At 58.5% G+C, this 15,856-nt stretch carries 12 protein-coding genes and 7 pseudogenes; 5 read left to right on the top strand and 14 right to left on the bottom strand.

Features of this window, described 5'->3' with window-relative positions; translation table 11 throughout:
- Positions 1-40 precede the first annotated feature (40 nt).
- The 7 genes and pseudogenes from HYG82_RS42115 to HYG82_RS42085 form a co-directional block, all read right to left on the bottom strand.
- A pseudogene (locus HYG82_RS42115) lies at positions 41-199 on the bottom strand (IS5/IS1182 family transposase); the annotation flags it as partial.
- A 567-nt stretch (positions 200-766) separates the two neighbouring features.
- Complete coding sequence (locus HYG82_RS42110) at positions 767-970, bottom strand: amidohydrolase family protein (protein ID WP_235218109.1); 204 nt, start codon at positions 968-970, stop codon at positions 767-769.
- The gene (locus HYG82_RS42105) at positions 967-1,254 is read right to left on the bottom strand and encodes an amphi-Trp domain-containing protein (protein WP_235218108.1); all 288 of its coding nucleotides are present in this window, start codon (positions 1,252-1,254) and stop codon (positions 967-969) included. The genes HYG82_RS42110 and HYG82_RS42105 overlap by 4 nt, the downstream gene beginning before the upstream one ends.
- Positions 1,255-1,321: 67 nt before the next feature.
- Entirely contained in the window at positions 1,322-1,717 is a 396-nt protein-coding gene (locus HYG82_RS42100) for a DUF7567 family protein (RefSeq protein ID WP_235218107.1), read from the bottom strand.
- Positions 1,718-1,791: 74 nt separating this feature from the next.
- Positions 1,792-2,158, bottom strand: a pseudogene (locus tag HYG82_RS42095) (DUF7568 family protein).
- Between the two features lie 3 nt (positions 2,159-2,161).
- Positions 2,162-2,653, bottom strand: a complete 492-nt coding sequence (locus HYG82_RS42090; protein ID WP_235218106.1) for a DUF7995 family protein — start codon at positions 2,651-2,653, stop codon at positions 2,162-2,164.
- Positions 2,654-2,775: 122 nt separating this feature from the next.
- Positions 2,776-3,174: pseudogene (locus HYG82_RS42085) on the bottom strand (DUF8025 family protein).
- A gap of 402 nt (positions 3,175-3,576) precedes the next feature.
- Between HYG82_RS42085 and HYG82_RS42080 the strand changes: the two are divergent.
- Together HYG82_RS42080 and HYG82_RS42075 are read left to right on the top strand one after the other, a co-directional pair.
- Positions 3,577-5,457: an ATP-binding protein gene (locus HYG82_RS42080; protein ID WP_343233125.1), complete on the top strand. Its 1,881-nt coding sequence runs from the start codon at positions 3,577-3,579 to the stop codon at positions 5,455-5,457.
- Positions 5,423-5,884, top strand: coding sequence for a response regulator (locus tag HYG82_RS42075; RefSeq protein ID WP_235218105.1), 462 nt, complete (start codon positions 5,423-5,425; stop codon positions 5,882-5,884). The genes HYG82_RS42080 and HYG82_RS42075 overlap by 35 nt, the downstream gene beginning before the upstream one ends.
- Before the next feature lie 185 nt (positions 5,885-6,069).
- On the opposite strand, the pseudogene HYG82_RS42070 reads toward HYG82_RS42075, so the two are convergent.
- A pseudogene (locus HYG82_RS42070) lies at positions 6,070-6,360 on the bottom strand (DUF6735 family protein); the annotation flags it as partial.
- A gap of 70 nt (positions 6,361-6,430) precedes the next feature.
- Here HYG82_RS42070 and HYG82_RS42065 point away from each other — a divergent pair.
- Both HYG82_RS42065 and HYG82_RS42060 read left to right on the top strand, forming a co-directional pair.
- On the top strand, positions 6,431-7,318 hold the full coding sequence (locus tag HYG82_RS42065; protein WP_235218240.1) for a hypothetical protein: 888 nt from the start codon (positions 6,431-6,433) through the stop codon (positions 7,316-7,318).
- Between the two features lie 180 nt (positions 7,319-7,498).
- Positions 7,499-7,669, top strand: a pseudogene (locus tag HYG82_RS42060) (IS200/IS605 family transposon protein TnpB); the annotation flags it as partial.
- A gap of 167 nt (positions 7,670-7,836) precedes the next feature.
- Here HYG82_RS42060 and HYG82_RS42055 read toward each other — a convergent pair.
- The 5 genes and pseudogenes from HYG82_RS42055 to HYG82_RS42035 all read right to left on the bottom strand — a co-directional run bounded on the left by HYG82_RS42055 (position 7,837) and on the right by HYG82_RS42035 (position 11,870).
- On the bottom strand, positions 7,837-9,249 hold the full coding sequence (locus HYG82_RS42055; RefSeq protein WP_235218104.1) for an ATP-binding protein: 1,413 nt from the start codon (positions 9,247-9,249) through the stop codon (positions 7,837-7,839).
- 127 nt (positions 9,250-9,376) lie between these two features.
- Positions 9,377-9,724, bottom strand: a pseudogene (locus HYG82_RS42050) (hypothetical protein).
- 91 nt (positions 9,725-9,815) lie between these two features.
- Entirely contained in the window at positions 9,816-10,004 is a 189-nt protein-coding gene (locus HYG82_RS42045; RefSeq protein WP_235218103.1) for a DUF8012 family protein, read from the bottom strand.
- A gap of 39 nt (positions 10,005-10,043) precedes the next feature.
- Positions 10,044-10,901: a proline dehydrogenase family protein gene (locus tag HYG82_RS42040; protein ID WP_235218229.1), complete on the bottom strand. Its 858-nt coding sequence runs from the start codon at positions 10,899-10,901 to the stop codon at positions 10,044-10,046.
- 225 nt (positions 10,902-11,126) lie between these two features.
- Positions 11,127-11,870 (bottom strand): helix-turn-helix domain-containing protein, encoded by a 744-nt coding sequence (locus HYG82_RS42035; protein WP_235218102.1) that lies wholly within the window; start codon positions 11,868-11,870, stop codon positions 11,127-11,129.
- 88 nt (positions 11,871-11,958) lie between these two features.
- Here HYG82_RS42035 and HYG82_RS42030 point away from each other — a divergent pair, with 88 nt between their 5' ends.
- On the top strand, positions 11,959-13,494 hold the full coding sequence (locus tag HYG82_RS42030; protein ID WP_235218101.1) for an aldehyde dehydrogenase family protein: 1,536 nt from the start codon (positions 11,959-11,961) through the stop codon (positions 13,492-13,494).
- Positions 13,495-14,342: 848 nt separating this feature from the next.
- On the opposite strand, the pseudogene HYG82_RS42025 reads toward HYG82_RS42030, so the two are convergent.
- Positions 14,343-15,238 (bottom strand): annotated as a pseudogene (locus HYG82_RS42025) (SOSS complex subunit B family protein).
- Between the last annotated feature and the right edge of the window lie 618 nt (positions 15,239-15,856).

Below are 15,856 nucleotides of genomic sequence, written 5' to 3'. Positions count from 1 at the left end.
CTTTGGTTCTCTCGATTTCTCACAGCCAGAACTCTGAGAAGAAGTGCTTGCTGGCGTTTTCACGGTCGAAGAATGTCGCGTCGATAGCGGCGTGACCGCTCGGGTCGTGCAACTGCGCCGAGAGGCGCTGTAGCACTCTGGCGAGTGCTGTCTTGATCCTGTCAAACCACTTCACTAGCGTCGAGTGATGCGGGAGATCTCCGACAGAGGCATCGGCAGTTTCTCGCTTCAACTCCCTAGTTCTGACGGTCGAAGCCAACGCTGTATAGCGATTCACCAGAGCCGATACGTCGTATTCAGTTGGCGATTTGGCGATACTGACGTCACGATCCCGTTCCTCCTCGGCGCTCTCTGTGTCGTCATCGCCATTGGATGGAAACTCTACCGACGCTCCAGAAACCAGATCTCACTTGGAATCCTCTCCAACCAATCAGTACTCATCGTCGACCATACCGCGTAGGGGCCACTCACCATCAGTATCTCTTCTGATGGGCGGCCTATTTGCGATGGACTAGTTGACGTGAGTGCGAAAGTGCTCGTTGACAAATCCTCGGCCGTACTGTCGCATCGCTCGAAGCAATGGTTGTGCGGACACACGTCTGAGTATCGATTTTTCTGGTGGTGTACTGCCGGCGAGTGATGTTTCCCAGCCAGTACGCGTCTGGAGGCGTTCAGGCTCTCGTGTCGCGGCTGTACGAACAGCCTTGATGTTCATTGATTTGACCGATTGCTCCTCCAGGAGCACCTCACCGTCGACGACGACCGTTTAGATATCTCCCGCAGTCACCGAGTTCGTCAGAACCGACGGGAGATTGCTGAACGGCTGGAGGCGTGGCGTATTGACGTCGATGACGAGTAGATCAGCGCGTTTGCCAGGTTCGAGACTGCCGACTTGGTCATCAATCCCGAGTGCGCGTGTGCGCCGGCACCCATCGCCGGCGCACCACAAACACGGATGCAGGCTCCTCACTCGATTTCCAGATCCCCCGTCCCTCCTTCAGCACCCTTGCTGTTCTCGTCCCACTCGAGTTCAAACTCGATGCTCAACTCTCCAGGGCCCTCAGCGGGCCCCTCGCGTTCGGCCTTGACTTCGAATGTCGACCGCGTTGGTGGATCCATCGTGACGGATTCTGACCCTGCCTTCAGGGTGATCGAACCTCCCTGTTCAAGCTTTTCGGCGACGCTCCCGAGGTACGACGCGATTTCGTCTCGGCTCTGGACACTCTCAGATTTGAACAGCACTTCTTCGGGCATACACCACGCTCCACACTCCCCGCTCGGATAAGTGGTCCTCCCACCCTATCCCGTGGAATTCGTTGCCCTATGTTAGGTGGGAAACCTCCTCAGACACGTCGGCATCCTCAAACTCGCCACGCTCGACAGGCTCCCAATACTCACCCGGCTCTGGACTCCACCAACCGACTTGGTAGGCGCCCGGTTCGCCGAAGACCTTAACGCGTGCCGCCCCATCAGGCAGGTCGCGACGCAGTTTCTCGACGACGTGGAGGTTCCAGGTCGTGGCGGAATCGAAGCAGGCGAGCACGGCCTCTTCGTAGCCGCGTGTCTCTCGTGACTCTTGGAGTTCAACCTGGGAGTTGCAGTTCTTGCAGAACACCCCCTCGAAGGGGATGTGGGTGAACACTTCCTGCCCACAGACAGGACACCAAAGGAACTCGAACAGTGCCTCACTGTGTCGTGTGCGTACTTCGAGGCTCATTGTTTGACCAACCCGGCCACCCCGGGCCACCACCTCGTGCCCGGTCGAAAAACAGCACCCAGCGCTCACCCCACTCACTGTTCGGCGCCGTAAACGATGCGTGAGGGCGCTTCATACCCACAGTCGGGGCAAGTTGTACCACCGCTGGACCTTCGTCCCGTCAGCTGACTTCTCACCGATGATGACGTCGTCATTCGGACACTCCGGACAGCTGAGTTTCGGAGCGGGCCGCTCCCGGAACTCATCACGGAACGACTTCGCGTCCTTCGTCTCGTATCCCCGCGACCAGACCGGGTAGCCGTCGATCAGGATTGCCCCACGCTACTTGTACCGGTACGAGTCCGGCGCTCGATGCAAGACGGCTCGCGCACCGGTCTCGGTGTTCCGATACGCGAGCGTCGGTGATCGGCTCTCGCGTCGCCAATTGGAGATCCTGGGCATTGTTTAGAAATGCACGTCAGCGGGCAGGATCCAGAGCACCTCACTTTCCTCGAGGAGTCGATCCAACTGTCCACGGTGGCGAATGCCGGTTCCGTGTTCGGTGTACAGGAAGATCGTCGGGCCGTCGTACGCACCGACCTGGTGGAAGGCGTGCCGCGCGAGGTCCTCGTCGTGCATGATCTCCTCGTCGGAGAGTTCCTCGATGGCCTCTGTCACCCGGTCGAGATTACGCTCGAACTCTTCCTTCGTCGCCTCCCACCCACGCTCGAGGAGATCCTGGCCGTCGTCAGAGTCGGCAGGGGCTGCGGTCGGGAGCTCACCCCAACGCGCCTTCCCCGCAACGGACGTGTCCTCCTCGTCGAAAGTCACGTAGTAGTCGAAGACGGCGCCGGCGTATGGGTCCGCCCCGACCAGGCGGTCGAATATTGACTTTCCGGTGGCCAGCGCGTCGTCGTGGGTCGATGCCTCAACAAGTGCGTAAATCACCATATGCATCTCGAACTCCTCGAAACGCCGACGCACTGGGGGTCCGTTGCTCGCTCGCTCCTGCTGCGCCGGCACCTATCGCCGGCGCTCAAAAAACTTGCCCTGCCGGTTGAGTCTCAGGATTCGTTCGCTCAGTCGACAGTGATGGTCAGATCCCCGGGCTTGTAGTCGGCTTCGAAGTCGACGGTGAATGCGTCCGAGTCGTAGGCGGCGTGATAGGCACGATGACGCTCGAGCGATCCTGTTGGCTTGAAGTGGAAGAATGCGGCCGCCGTGTAGGGCTTGCTCTATGTTTAGACCTGCGACTCGACGGATACGGGGAGCGCGATTTGGGGCGTGCTCGAGTCGATATTCGCAGCGAACTCCTTCGCTTCCTCGACGGTTGCTTGCGAATGCGCTGGTGACTCACCGGTGAGCACGTTCACCGGGGTTTCCGTGTCGTCGGTGAACAGGACGTCTTCGAACGTGTGTGTTCCGAGGATCGCCTCGGGATTCAACTCGCAGTCGAGAAACGGGTTGTCTGAAGTCATCGAATCACGAGCCTATGGCGGGGCCCACTCGCTCATCGCCCCTGAAAAACAGCACCTGCTGAGAGTGCCGGAACATAATTCACATTACCTGTGTTCGAGATTCTCGAATCGGTCAGTACAGGGAAACGGTGTAACACAATGACCAGAGTTCTCCCCAGTATCTGGTAGCACTGGTGTGCTGAATACAGGGCGCGTTTGCAGCACGACTTTGAGATCAGTCAACGACGGCGTTGGTAGCCCCAGTAGGAAGGCGGCCGAACAACAAATCCTATCGCAGATAGTTATCCTGGAAAATTCTGCACAGATAGCGAAACGGGGCAAGTCGAACGTCGGGAAACGCGAGTAGGAATCCAGCGGTGCAACGCAGTAATACTTTAATCGTCCCGGTACTGGGCACTCTCAATGGAGTCCTGGAAGGAAATTGGGACCAATGCTCGCTGGAAGCAGGCTATCATGGGCCTTGGTACTCTCTATGTCATCCTTGGACTCGGATGGGCATACGTGGAGATCACGCAAGGCACACCACTTACAAACGCTCTGATTCTCTCTGTTTTTATTGCCGGGCCTGGTACTATCGTCCTCTATGGTGGCTATCGGTTGCCACAAACAGAGATCGCTCCGAAATTCTACTCCACAATCATGGCCTGGTGTCTCGGGGGTATCGGGGTCATGGTCAGCCTTCTAACGCTCTACCACATCCAACCTGCCGCGAGTATCAGTAACCCCGTTCGGGCAGTTCTCATAATTTCGGCGTTCGTGCTCGTCCCCTCGTTCGCCGGGGGATTCAACGATTCTCGGGCCAAATCAAACGCCTTCGTACTCGACCGGACGGTCGATCTTCTCCATAAATCAGAGCAAATCGCGGACGTCGGTGGCTGGGAGATCAACCCCGAGACGATGGATGTCTACTGGACCCAGCATCTCTTCGAGATTCTGGATGAACCCTACGCCGAAGAACCACCAGTAGACCAGGCCCTCGACATCTACCACGAGGACGACCGACCGGTCATCGAGAACGCGATCGAAGCCGCACTCGAGGCAGGCCAGCCCGTCGATGAGGAGGTGCGATTCCGGACGTCCACGGGCCAAGTTCGATGGCTCCGAGTCCAAGGCGTCCCAGAGACAGATGGCGGTGACGTCGTTTCCCTCCGCGGGGCGGCCCAAGACATCACCGAGCGTAAGGAACGTGAGCGTGAACTCCAGAACGTCCGAGAGCGCATGGAGTTGGCTCTCGACGCAACCGACGCGGTCGTCTGGGACTGGAACGTCGAGACTGACGAGGCTTCATTCTACCCGTCGGCGGAGTCGCTGTACGGAACGACGGTGGAGGACTGGGATGACTTTATCGAAATCATCCATGTAGAGGACAGGGAGAAGGCACAGGAGGCCATCGAACGATCCCTGGAGACCGGCGAACCGAAAGACGAGGAGATCCGCATCGTCCGGGATGGTAAGACTCGATGGATTGAAGCCCCAGGCCACCCCGTAGAGGGCGATGATGGCGCCACGCGGATGATCGGCGTGGCTCGCGACATCACCGAGCGCAAGACTTACGAGCAGAAACTCGAGGAATCTAACGAGCGGCTTGAACAGTTCGCCTACGCCGCGTCTCACGACCTTCAGGAGCCACTTCGGATGGTCTCGAGTTATCTCCAGTTAATCGAGCGTCGGTACGGCGATGCGCTCGACGACGACGGTGAAGAGTTCCTCGAATTCGCCGTCGACGGGGCCGAACGCATGCGTGAGATGATCGACGGGTTGCTGGTGTACTCACGCGTTGAGACCGAAGGGGAGCCGCTCGGACCGGTTGATCTCAATAAAGTGGTTGCAGACGTCCGGGACAATCTCGAGATGCAGATCACCGAAAGTGATGCCGACATAGAGGTCGATGAGTTGCCTCGTGTGCTTGGGGACGAGAATCAGTTGCGTCAAGTGTTCCAGAACTTGCTGAGCAATGCAATAGAGTACAGCAAGGACGAGCCGCCGCAGGTCCATGTTTCCGCCGATCGGAACAGTTCGATGTGGGAAGTGTCGGTTCAAGACGAAGGAATCGGAATTCCGCCTGACGAGCAAGATCGGATCTTCGAGGTGTTCCAGCGCCTCCAGTCCCAGAACGACCACGAAGGCTCGGGCATTGGCCTGGCACTGGTCGAGCGGATCATCGAACGCCACGGTGGCGAGATCTGGGTCGATTCCGAATCTGGCGAGGGATCGACGTTCTCATTTACACTTCGTGCCGAGGATACCCATGACGAGCGAGTTCGACCATTCCGAACCGGCTGATATTCTCCTGGTCGAGGACAACCCTGGCGACATTCGGCTAACGAAGGAAGCATTCAAAGACCAGAAGATAGCGAACACTCTCCACGTCGTCGAGAACGGCGTCGATGCTCTCGACTTCCTCTTCCAACGAAATGACTACGCCGACGCACCTCGACCCGATCTCGTGCTATTAGATCTGAACCTCCCCCGCAAGAACGGAGATGAGGTACTCAAAGAGCTTCACGAGGATCCAGAGCGCCGGCGAATTCCAGTCATCATTCTCACAAGCTCGGACGCCGAAATAGACATCATCCAATCCTACGAACTGTGTGCGCGCGGATATCTCACCAAACCAGTTGATCCAGACGAGTTCATCGACACCATTCGAGAGTTAGAGCGATTCTGGCTGTCCGTGATGAGATTGCCCACTGATGAAGATTTTGATTGAATAACCGGCGTTATGAGAGATCCAGCCTCTGTATTCAGCACGGCTGCGTGAACATCAACGATATCTGGCAGAAACCTCAGCAGTGTGTTCGCAGATACTCTGAGTATCTGGTTCGCTGTTCTTGGGTTGAAAACAACACCATGCGAAGAGGTGCAAAACACGCGCTCTGCCTCGTAGCAAATTACCTACGACTGGCTGTTACTCGCTTTCTTGAAGGGTGATTCCCTGGTCGGAATGAGTAGCTCCTGTCGGTCTCCGACCCGATCGGCCAGCTTCCGTTTCAGGTACTGCCTCGCCGTCGACGGCGTGAAGACACCTTTGTCGAGCATGCCGACGACGACGTCTTTGAGGGCCGCGAACTGCCCCTGCAGGTGACCGTCGCCGACCGGTTCGCTGTCGTACCAGCGCACCGTCGCGAGCGCGCCGTTCCCGACTGTCTCTCCCTGTTCGATTGTCTCCGAATCGACGGAGGACCCGACCGGACAAGCGGAACCTCCACGATACCTCTCTGAGATCCCTGCCGGAGTCGCTCCCCGTGATGTGGTCGTGCTCCCGACGCGCTCGTACGGGCGAAAGCGCGTCCTGTGGAGTGTCGACCAAGAATCGGAATACAAAGAGATCCTGACGACGCTCGGTGCGCTTGACGGAATATCCGAGGGAAACCTCGAGAGGCATGATGCGGCACCCGCACGCAGACTCGCCGACCGTCTCCAAAATCTCGACTTGACTAGTGTCGAGGTCGATTCCTCCGCTCGCGATGCACTCATCAGGCTGTACGAGCGAGCACTCCAGGCCATCGTCTCCAACGATTCGGCTGAATCGAGGACCGATCCCCCACCGTTGTTGACGTATCATCCCACGGAGGCGTCCACAGGGCTGCACGAACGTCCCCTCGAATGGCGACAACTCTCTGACGAGCCTGCCTATATCATCACGAACTCCGACGACCGCGATCCGATGCGTCGGATCTTCCACTCGATCCCCCTCGTCACCGCGGTACTACCGAGCCAGTCCGTCAACGACTCATCGCCGTTGCAATCCCGCCTCCTCACCGTTAACCGTCAGGTCCGATTTGACGAGACCGATGGGGATACCGACGATAGGGCCACCGAGAAACAGGAGGCGATTGAGCGATTGCTCCCACATCTCTTGGCGCTGAGCGAGGCCGTCAGACGTCTCGATATAGACGACGACATCATCGACAGATGGCACAATGGTCGGTTCCAGCAGGTCGAAGATGCATGGGTGGAGTACACCCTCTCCGCGGACAGACGAGAGCTTGACTCCGAGGAACGATACAGAGACGAAGACGGCTATGCGTTCTTCGTGGACATAGACGCTCCCACCATCGTGTTCGATGGTGCTCTGGGCGGGCCATCACACGACCTGACACCGTTCGGTGAGGCCCTCGCGGACCTCCTGTTGGAAGATTAACGCCAGGTCGGCATCCTCTTCGAGCGGGCCCTGACCGAGTACGACCATGATGGTGTCGACAGTCTCGACCGATTCGTCGACCGGAAGGATGCCGGACCTCTCGTAAGCCAGTACGCCCAGTTGCTCTACCCGCTGGACGAGGCCGCAGAACGAAAGCTGTTCGATGCGACCAGAGATGTGCTCACGGCGTCTGAGACGTTCCTTCGAGAAAACAGCGATGCGAAAGTCAGTCCGATGGCACGGCCCGTGCGATTCGAGTGGGATGACCACGAGTGGTCGGGGAAACCATACCCTCACGAAAGTCCCAAAGACCAGCGCACAAACCCGCAAGTTGCCTCCGTAGATCGGTAGCCGAACCCCCAACGTGAGGAATCCTCGCGCTGTAGCGCGGGGAGGATGTCAATCGATACGCTGTCGTCTGATTGGTATCTTTCATTTGGTTCGCCTCTGGGGGTACATTCGATTTCCCTGCGCCCCCTCGAGGGTCGAAAACCATCTTCAGTTGTTACCCTCTGGCGTTACTGGTCGGCTTTACTCTCGAGAATGGCAACGATATCGGCGAGATCGAATAGCCGGAGATCATCACGCTCGTCTGCAGCTTCCTCGACGGAGCGTTTGAACCCAGAGCGGCTGAACAAGGCGAATTCATACGTCTGTTCACCACCTCCGGTGGGTGTCCAATCGATTTGCTCCACATCGTCTTCGAGGTCCGCGAGCACGTCATAGCCGAGGGGGGTGTTGGTAAATTTCGCTTCGCCAGCGATCAGCGTTGACTCGTCAGTTGGTGCGACGACATCTACTTCCTGGCCCTTGTACCACCACTGGCTTGGCACCTGTGTGAGCTGGTAGTCTGCATAGAGCGCCGGCACTGCCTGGTGACAGAGCGATTCGAACGTTTCGCTGACGAAGTCGGGCAATTCCGGTTCGATGAGATCCGCATAGGCGTTCTCGCCGTAGAGTTCGTACTGTCCCCCGCGGCCGTAGAGATACCGGAAATAAAACCGGAACACGGGATCCCGAATCTGGTATCGGGTCCGCTTGCTACGTGCCGGGTCGGCGAGTGCTGGATGGTGTTTCTCGATCTGGAGCGTTTCCAGCCGGTCAAAGTAGTACGACGTGTTGGTGCTCTCGATGCCGGCTCCCTGGGCGATCTCGTTTCGACTGCGGTTCCCGCTGGCCATCGATTCCAGTACGGAGAAGTACGTATTTACCTCGTTGAGTTCCATCTGGAGGACGGTTTCGGGCTCGTCGTGGAGTGGGCCATCCGGGTCGCACAGCAGCCGCGTGATGTTCTCCCCGAGGTTCTGTGATGGATCGAGTGGGCTGAGATATCGGGGTGTACCGCCGAAGACGCCATAAACGAACACCCGTTCTTCGGGATCGTACGTCGGCACGAACTCTTGGATGGAGCGAAACGGCAGCTGGGTGAGTTCGAGGCGGCCATTCGGTGTCTGGGATACCCGTCCGTAGAGTGGCGCACCGCCATCGAGGACGTGGATATGGATCATGCCGATTGCAGAGCCTGTGAGTACGAGTGTCGCCTGACTCTCGTCGATAGCTGTATCCCACAGATGTTGAATGACCGAGGGAAGTCCCTCGTTCGATTCGATGAGGTACGGAAATTCGTCGATGACGATGACGGCGTCTCTGTCGGTGAGGTACGTTAAGAGCGGTTCCCATTCCTCTTTGACGGCCGTGATATCTGGATAGGTCGACGCTGCTGCCTCGACGAATCGCTTGAGCTGTGTCGTCGCTGTCCCTTGGACTGCCTGATAGTACACGGCATCGTCGCGGTCGGCAATCGATTGGCGGACGAGTTCACTCTTGCCGATCTGGCGGCGCCCATAGATGATTGCGAGTTCTGCAATACCACTCTCATAGAGGGTCTGCAACCGATCGAGTTCATCGATACGATTGACGAACTGGTCCATACCTCCTGGTCGTGGCGGGAGATACATATGCGCTCCGAAGTTAGGAACCAGACTATAATAGTCTGAACTATAATATTCTAATCCCTAATACGGTGGGTCAATCATTCGATCCTTCATCTACAGGTGGTCAAGGTAGAGTGCCTCGGGGCTTGACCCCGAGGGTGAATGCGAGGACTGGGAACCGACACTTCGTGTAGCCCGCCGTCTGTATATCGAGTTCTTCGCCGGATTCGAGGTAACCAGCGAGTGTTCGGAGAAACTCGTGTGTCACGATCCTGCCGTCGTAATCGGGAAGACCGTCTTCCCGGACGGCGTAGACCTCGAAGTCGTCGAAGCCCCAGATCGTGAACTCTCTGTCCTCGTCCACCTCCCAGTTCAGCGTCCCGAAGCAGTAGCTCTCACAGAGCTCGCAGACTGCCTATGGATCCGATACGATTGGGCCGGTCGACGTCGTTGCAGCTTGCAGTGTGGCCATATCTGGACCTTGCGGGGCGACCCCTGCACCCCTCTTGGGGGCGATAAACCGACGCGAGAGGTGCCTCCCGAGGCGTGGTCGGGGGTTCCAGTTAGGAGTCTGCGTGGGCATCCGCCCCAGCTCCGTCGCCCGGCTGTGTGAGAAGGCTCACCTCTTCCAGGAGGTCTCTCGCGGTCTCGACTCGCTCACGATCCGCGTCGTCCAACCGGTCGACGTCAAGCCGGCTGAGATTGCTGAGCACACGATGCATCCGGTAGCCCTGTTTGAACTCTTGCTCCATCGGAAGCGCCTCACCGCTCGCCGGCTCACAAGGTCTGGCTCAGGAACGGTTTCGTATGGATGAGCCTGTAATAGCCCGTAGCGCGAAAAGCACGTTCTCTTTGCGCTCACGGACTCGCCGGTAAAAGTACTGGAGCCAGCGAGACCCGTAGGGCACGTACTGGTAGACGTCGACTCCCTCGGATGCTAGCTCCCGCTGGGCGTCCTCGCGAACACCCATGAGCATCTGGACTTCGTAGGGCGTCCCGTACTCGTCGTGGAGTTGGGAGGCGTATTTGATCATCGCGGGATCATGGCTTCCGACTGCGATACCGTCTTCACGGTGTTCGAAGGCATCTTCGAGCAGAGTACGATAGGCCTCGTCGACGTCGGACTTGTCCTTGTAAGCGATCGATTCGGGCTCGTCATATGCTCCCTTCACGAGTCTTACTTTACCGGGGACGTCGGCGAAGCGCGCGAGGTCCTCCCGTGTCCGCCTGAGGTTTGCCTGGAGACAGACACCAATACCGCCACCGTACTCCCGAGCGAGGGCCTCGTAGGTGTCTAGGGTCACGTCCGTTGTCCCGGAGTTTTCCATGTCGATCCAGATGAACACGTCATTGGTGGCGGCCAGATCGACGATTCGGCGTAGATTGGTCTCGAACGCTTCGGCATCAATCTCCAGGCCGATCTGGGAGGGCTTGACCGACACACAAGCGTCAATCGCCGATGTACCGATTTCATCTATCAGTGAGCAGTAAGCTTCTGTGTCAGCGGCCACCTCCTCGGAGTCATCGTGATGCTCGCCGAGCAGGTTCAGAATCGTATTGAGGCCGTCCTCACGGTTCTGAGCTGCACGCTCGAGCGCGGTCACTGATGATTTACCAGCCACGAAGTTGTTCGCGATAGGCGGAATCATCATTCTCTTTATCGGAGGTACTTTTCCCTTATAAGACCGGTACCGACCAAAAGATACACGTAATCTATGGTGGAAATTACGGCGTCCGAGAATTCTCCATCCACGATAAGGCTACATCGACAGCGTTCAACCGAAAACGTCCGTCAGCAGTTAGCGAAGCGGAAGAATGCAGCGAGGGCCGCGAGATGGCAGAACAAACCACCACTTAGGTATCGTTGACAGAGATTAAAGGGAATCAGTGGCCTCATCGATCGCCGGATCGAGGAGCTTGGCCTCCGCTTTACGGAGGTGTTCGAGCAGCGTCGTCTTGGAAACCCCCGCCTCGTCGGCAAGCTCGCGGGTCGTGACTTCGCGCGGCCACGCGTAGTAGTCATGTCTACAGGCAAGTTCGAAAATCTCGCGCTGCCGCTCCGAGAGAAGCGCGATCCTGTCGATGATGTTGCCACCAGAGCTGCTCTGAGAGGCGATTTTGGTAACAGTGATCTCGGCGTCGTGAGAGTCCCGGATGTCGTCGAGACGCTCGTTGAGGCGATCCCTATCGTCGTCGGAGACGAAGACTGACCAGTATTCGGTCCCATTTTGGACTCGGACGGGGCCTTCTTGGATGAACCCGTGGGAGGCTAGCGCATCGCTGATCGTGTTCTCCGGGTCGTACTCGACGAGCAGCTCACGGGTCGCGTTGCCCGGAGGCGCGCGGTTTTGATTGACGCCGTACTGGTTTTGCATCTCGGTAACCGAGTGGGTCAACCTGGATTCGGCAGCGGTCTGTACCAAGCGATCGATGTCTTCGGTCGAATCACCGTATACTGTGAAGTGACCCTTGACGCGTCCATCCGCCGCGTTGAAAACCGTCTGTGCGAGTAGACTCGCTGGGGCTTCGTCGGTTACCTCCAGTGTCCAGCAGTCGGGATGCCATATCTCCAGCGTGAGCAACGCATCACCTGATTGTTGCTCCTCTGCCTGTGCCATACGTTATACTACTCTCAAATAGCCATAAACGTGTACACCCGACCATGGAAGGGAGGGAATACTATCGGCCCGATAGGAAGGAGTACGTATGAGTCAAACAGTCGACTCGGACGTCCACCGGAACTACATTGGCGGCGAATGGTCCCACAGCGATGGCACTGAGACCTTCGAGAGCGAGAACCCAGCAACGGGCGAGTCGCTCGCGACGTTCCAGCGGAGCACCGAAGCGGACGTCGACCGAGCACTGGCCGCCGCCGAGGACGCGTTCGAGGACTGGCGGGAACTGTCGCACATCGACCGGGCGGAGTATCTCTGGGACATCTACCACGAACTCCGCGAGCGGACGGACGAACTCGGCGAAATAGTCACCAAGGAGTGCGGTAAGGAGATCAGCGAGGGGCGGGCCGACGTAATCGAGGCGTACCACATGGTGGAGTGGGCTGCCGCTAACGCTCGCCACCCCCACGGGGACGTCGTACCCAGCGAGATCGCGGCGAAGGACGCCTATATGCGCCGGAAGCCCCGCGGCGTCGTCGGCTGCGTCACGCCCTGGAACTTCCCGGTGGCGATCCCGTTCTGGCACATGGCCGTCTCGCTCGTGGAGGGCAACACCGTCGTCTGGAAGCCTGCCGAACAGACGCCCTGGTGTGCCCAGATCGTCGCCGAGATGTTCGAGGACGCCGGTATCCCCGACGGCGTCTTCAACATGGTGCAGGGCTTCGGCGACGCCGGGGCGGCGCTCACCGACGACGAACGAGTCGACACGGTCCTGTTCACGGGGTCCGCCGAAGTCGGTCACCAGATCGCCGACAAGGTCGGAGGCGAACCGGGGAAACTGGCGGCCTGCGAGATGGGCGGCAAAAACGGGATCATCGTCGCTGACGACGCCGATCTCGATACCGCCGTCCACAGCGCCGTCATGTCCTCGTTCAAGACGACTGGCCAGCGCTGTGTCTCCTCCGAACGGGTGATCGTTCACGAGGACGTATACGATGAATTCAAGGAACGCTTCGTCGAAGTAGCCGAAAACGTTGCCGTGGGTGACCCGCTCGACGAAGACACGTTCATGGGTCCCGCTATCGAAGGCGAGCACGTCGAGAAGATTCAGCGGTACAATGAGCTAGCGCGACATGAAGGCGCGAACGTGTTGGTCGATCGTACAGAGCTCGACGCCGCAGAGATCCCGGACGGTCACGAATACGGCCATTGGGTCGGCCCGTTCGTCTACGAGATTGACTACGATTCCGAGCTCCGCTGTCTTCAGGAGGAGTGCTTCGGTCCCCACGTCGCACTACTTGAGTACTCGGGCGATGTCGACCAGGCGATCGACATCCACAACGACACAGACTACGGACTGGCCGGCGCGATAATCAGCGAAGACTACCGCAAGATCCACCAGTTCCGCGACTACGCGGAGATCGGCCTCGCGTACGCGAACCTCCCGTGCATCGGGGCCGAGGTCCACCTCCCGTTCGGCGGCGTCAAGCAATCCGGGAACGGCTATCCGAGCGCCCGGGAAGTCATCGAGGCCGTCACCGAGCGGACCGCGTTCACCCTCAACAACTCCAATGACATCGAAATGGCACAGGGATTATCGGCCGACATCACCACACAGGACAGCTGATCGATAACCCGGTAGCGACGGTCATCAGTACCCTCTCCTCGTCTCCGCTGCGATAGCCATGCGATGCACTTGTTTACTTTCTCACTCGACAGAGATATGACGGCGAGACGCAGTATCACGGGACCAGGCCGTAACAGCGGAGAAACCATGTTTGACGCAATTTCGCACATACTTTCGTCACGCAGTGTTCTCCGGGGCGGTACTCATCCGACGAGGTTCGTTGGCCTTGGGCCTCTCCCATGGGCAGGAGCCGTTACTTGGGGCCTTGGTCGTGCTGTACTTTCGTGAGCGATCCACAGTACCAGCACTGCCAGCGTGCGAGCCTAGAACGGGTTGTGCAGCCATCCTTAGTGGCGGTGGCGCGAGATGCCGTGTTGGCGGGCCCTGCGGCGACGGGTAAGGACGCACCAATCTCCGACTTTGGTGTAGCTTAGGGATCATTGAGCAACGAGCGTGCTCGCTGGACGTAGGCGTTCGCATCCCAGCTTCAGGCGGTGCTGATGTCCTCGAGAAGATCGCGGGCATCGTTGGACGTGAGGTGTTCTGCTCGTACGAACACCGAGAGCAGTGTCGGCGTCGTAACGAGTCGCGTATCGGCCAGTGACGCATGTATCAACCCGAGACGATCGAACTCATCACAAAGTGGACATAGTGGTTCAGCGAACGCGACTTGAAGGCGCTCGCACCCCTTGGTGCGCAAAAAACTCTCAGTGACTCGCGGGTTGACCTATTGTCAAGGTCGTGGCTGCGCGCGCAGCGACCACCGGGAGCGAACACGGAGCGGAGGGTGGGGCGGTGGGGTCTGGGTCGGTCCGGCACGTAGCAAAAAAGAAGGGCGCGACGACTGGCTATTCCCACCAGCGACCGCGCTCCGGGAAATGAAGGGTAGACCACCCAGTGACGGCCAACGAGACGCGTCCTTCGTACCGATTTCTCGCCGCTCCGTGGATGCGCACCTGTTCGCCTTCTTCGATCCACGGGGCATTCGATTTTTCCAAATCGTCACCTTGGTTTGCCCGCTCTCGTCAGCGATGAGGCCAACTTGAGCGATGGTTGGTGAGTCACTATCCCAGAGCACCTCGATTTGACCTTCAATACTCACCTCTTTGCGATTGACGTCCTCGAGCATCCCGATGGGAACTACCTGTCCCGGCGCCGTCTGCAACTCCTCGAACACCCCGACGACCGCGCTCATCATGTCTTTCCCACCGACCACGGCCTCACCTAACCGCCGGCCAATCGCTGCTCGCGACCAGCCATCCAGCTTCTCGGCTAGCCGCCTCGACTGCTTGTTCACCGCCGCCAACTGCTCCTGCGTCAATTCTGCACGAGGGTCGTCTCGCTCTGGGTCCGCCCACGGGTCCACGCTCGCCGCCTGCTTCTGGAACTCTGCACGCCGCTCAGCGCTCCGCTTCGCTACGATGTCTCGCGTCCGCTTCTCCCGACCTTCTTGCGTCCCCATCTCCACACGGGCACTAATGCGCTCCAGTTCAGCCTCACGCGCCCGAATGCGCTCTTCCTGTTCGAGAGTCGCACCGTAAATCCGCTCATCACTGGTGTCGACCATCCCGTCCGGGTGGTTCGCATCGACTTTTGCTTGCACCTCCATCTGCACCGTCGCCTGGCACTCCGGCGTCTCATCGACGACCTCGAAGCCCTCTTCATCGACCGCCGCTTCGTCCGCTTTTTCGAATGCCTGTTCATCGACCGAAACCTCATTACCGAAGATGTTCTTACTTGACATTGGTATCTTTCCAAGGTACCATCGAAGGCGCTCACTCGGCGTCTTCTTCCGACACCACGTCTCTCCAGCCGTGGCTGCCCACAACGACCAACTCAAACCATCTGCGCGCTCTCGCTCGCGCCTTCGTGAGCGCCCCCTGGGGCGCGAGCGAGAGCGCCAAAGGAAGGTCACCCAACCAGCACCGCCCGCACGCCCGGAATGGTCGGTCGCGAGTGACGCGGAGGGCGGAATGCGGCGAGCGGGGCGGGCCGGAGAGAAACACCAAAATAGGAGGTGTCAGTGCGCCTGCTTACCGAACCTCGATCTTGTGCTGTAATTCCTATAATTTGAGAGAACAGGCCTGCTGCATACAGAGGGTGAGTTCAGCATGACGACTTCGTTTATTTCACGCCGAACCCGATGACCAGCCCGCTCACTTCATGTGGGAATGCTACTAAATACGATATTTACTCATGAAGTCCTGCAAAACTAAGGTCCGAATACAGTATGTATCATCGTGTTCTTCGCCAATAGGGCCTGAGCAAGTCCCGGCAGGTTCACCTGCTCGTATCCGCGACCCGTCGAGAGATATTACCGGATCGGCCCGACCATAATCGAGAGACTGAGTTTGTCTTCACC

This window comes from Natrinema halophilum (assembly GCF_013402815.2).
Classification (GTDB): domain Archaea; phylum Halobacteriota; class Halobacteria; order Halobacteriales; family Natrialbaceae; genus Natrinema; species Natrinema halophilum.
This window is presented reverse-complemented; position numbering and strand designations above follow the sequence as displayed.

Excerpts from the sequence above, each read along its gene's own strand:
- HYG82_RS42075 (WP_235218105.1), top strand. The coding sequence starts at position 5,423 with ATGACGAGCGAGTTCGACCATTCCGAACCGGCTGATATTCTCCTGGTC.
- HYG82_RS42105 (WP_235218108.1), bottom strand. The coding sequence starts at position 1,254 with ATGCCCGAAGAAGTGCTGTTCAAATCTGAGAGTGTCCAGAGCCGAGAC.
- HYG82_RS42100 (WP_235218107.1), bottom strand. The coding sequence starts at position 1,717 with ATGAGCCTCGAAGTACGCACACGACACAGTGAGGCACTGTTCGAGTTC.
- HYG82_RS42055 (WP_235218104.1), bottom strand. The coding sequence starts at position 9,249 with ATGGACCAGTTCGTCAATCGTATCGATGAACTCGATCGGTTGCAGACC.
- HYG82_RS42030 (WP_235218101.1), top strand. The coding sequence starts at position 11,959 with ATGAGTCAAACAGTCGACTCGGACGTCCACCGGAACTACATTGGCGGC.
- HYG82_RS42080 (WP_343233125.1), top strand. The coding sequence starts at position 3,577 with ATGGAGTCCTGGAAGGAAATTGGGACCAATGCTCGCTGGAAGCAGGCT.
- HYG82_RS42090 (WP_235218106.1), bottom strand. The coding sequence starts at position 2,653 with ATGCATATGGTGATTTACGCACTTGTTGAGGCATCGACCCACGACGAC.
- HYG82_RS42040 (WP_235218229.1), bottom strand. The coding sequence starts at position 10,901 with ATGATTCCGCCTATCGCGAACAACTTCGTGGCTGGTAAATCATCAGTG.
- HYG82_RS42035 (WP_235218102.1), bottom strand. The coding sequence starts at position 11,870 with ATGGCACAGGCAGAGGAGCAACAATCAGGTGATGCGTTGCTCACGCTG.
- HYG82_RS42045 (WP_235218103.1), bottom strand. The coding sequence starts at position 10,004 with ATGGAGCAAGAGTTCAAACAGGGCTACCGGATGCATCGTGTGCTCAGC.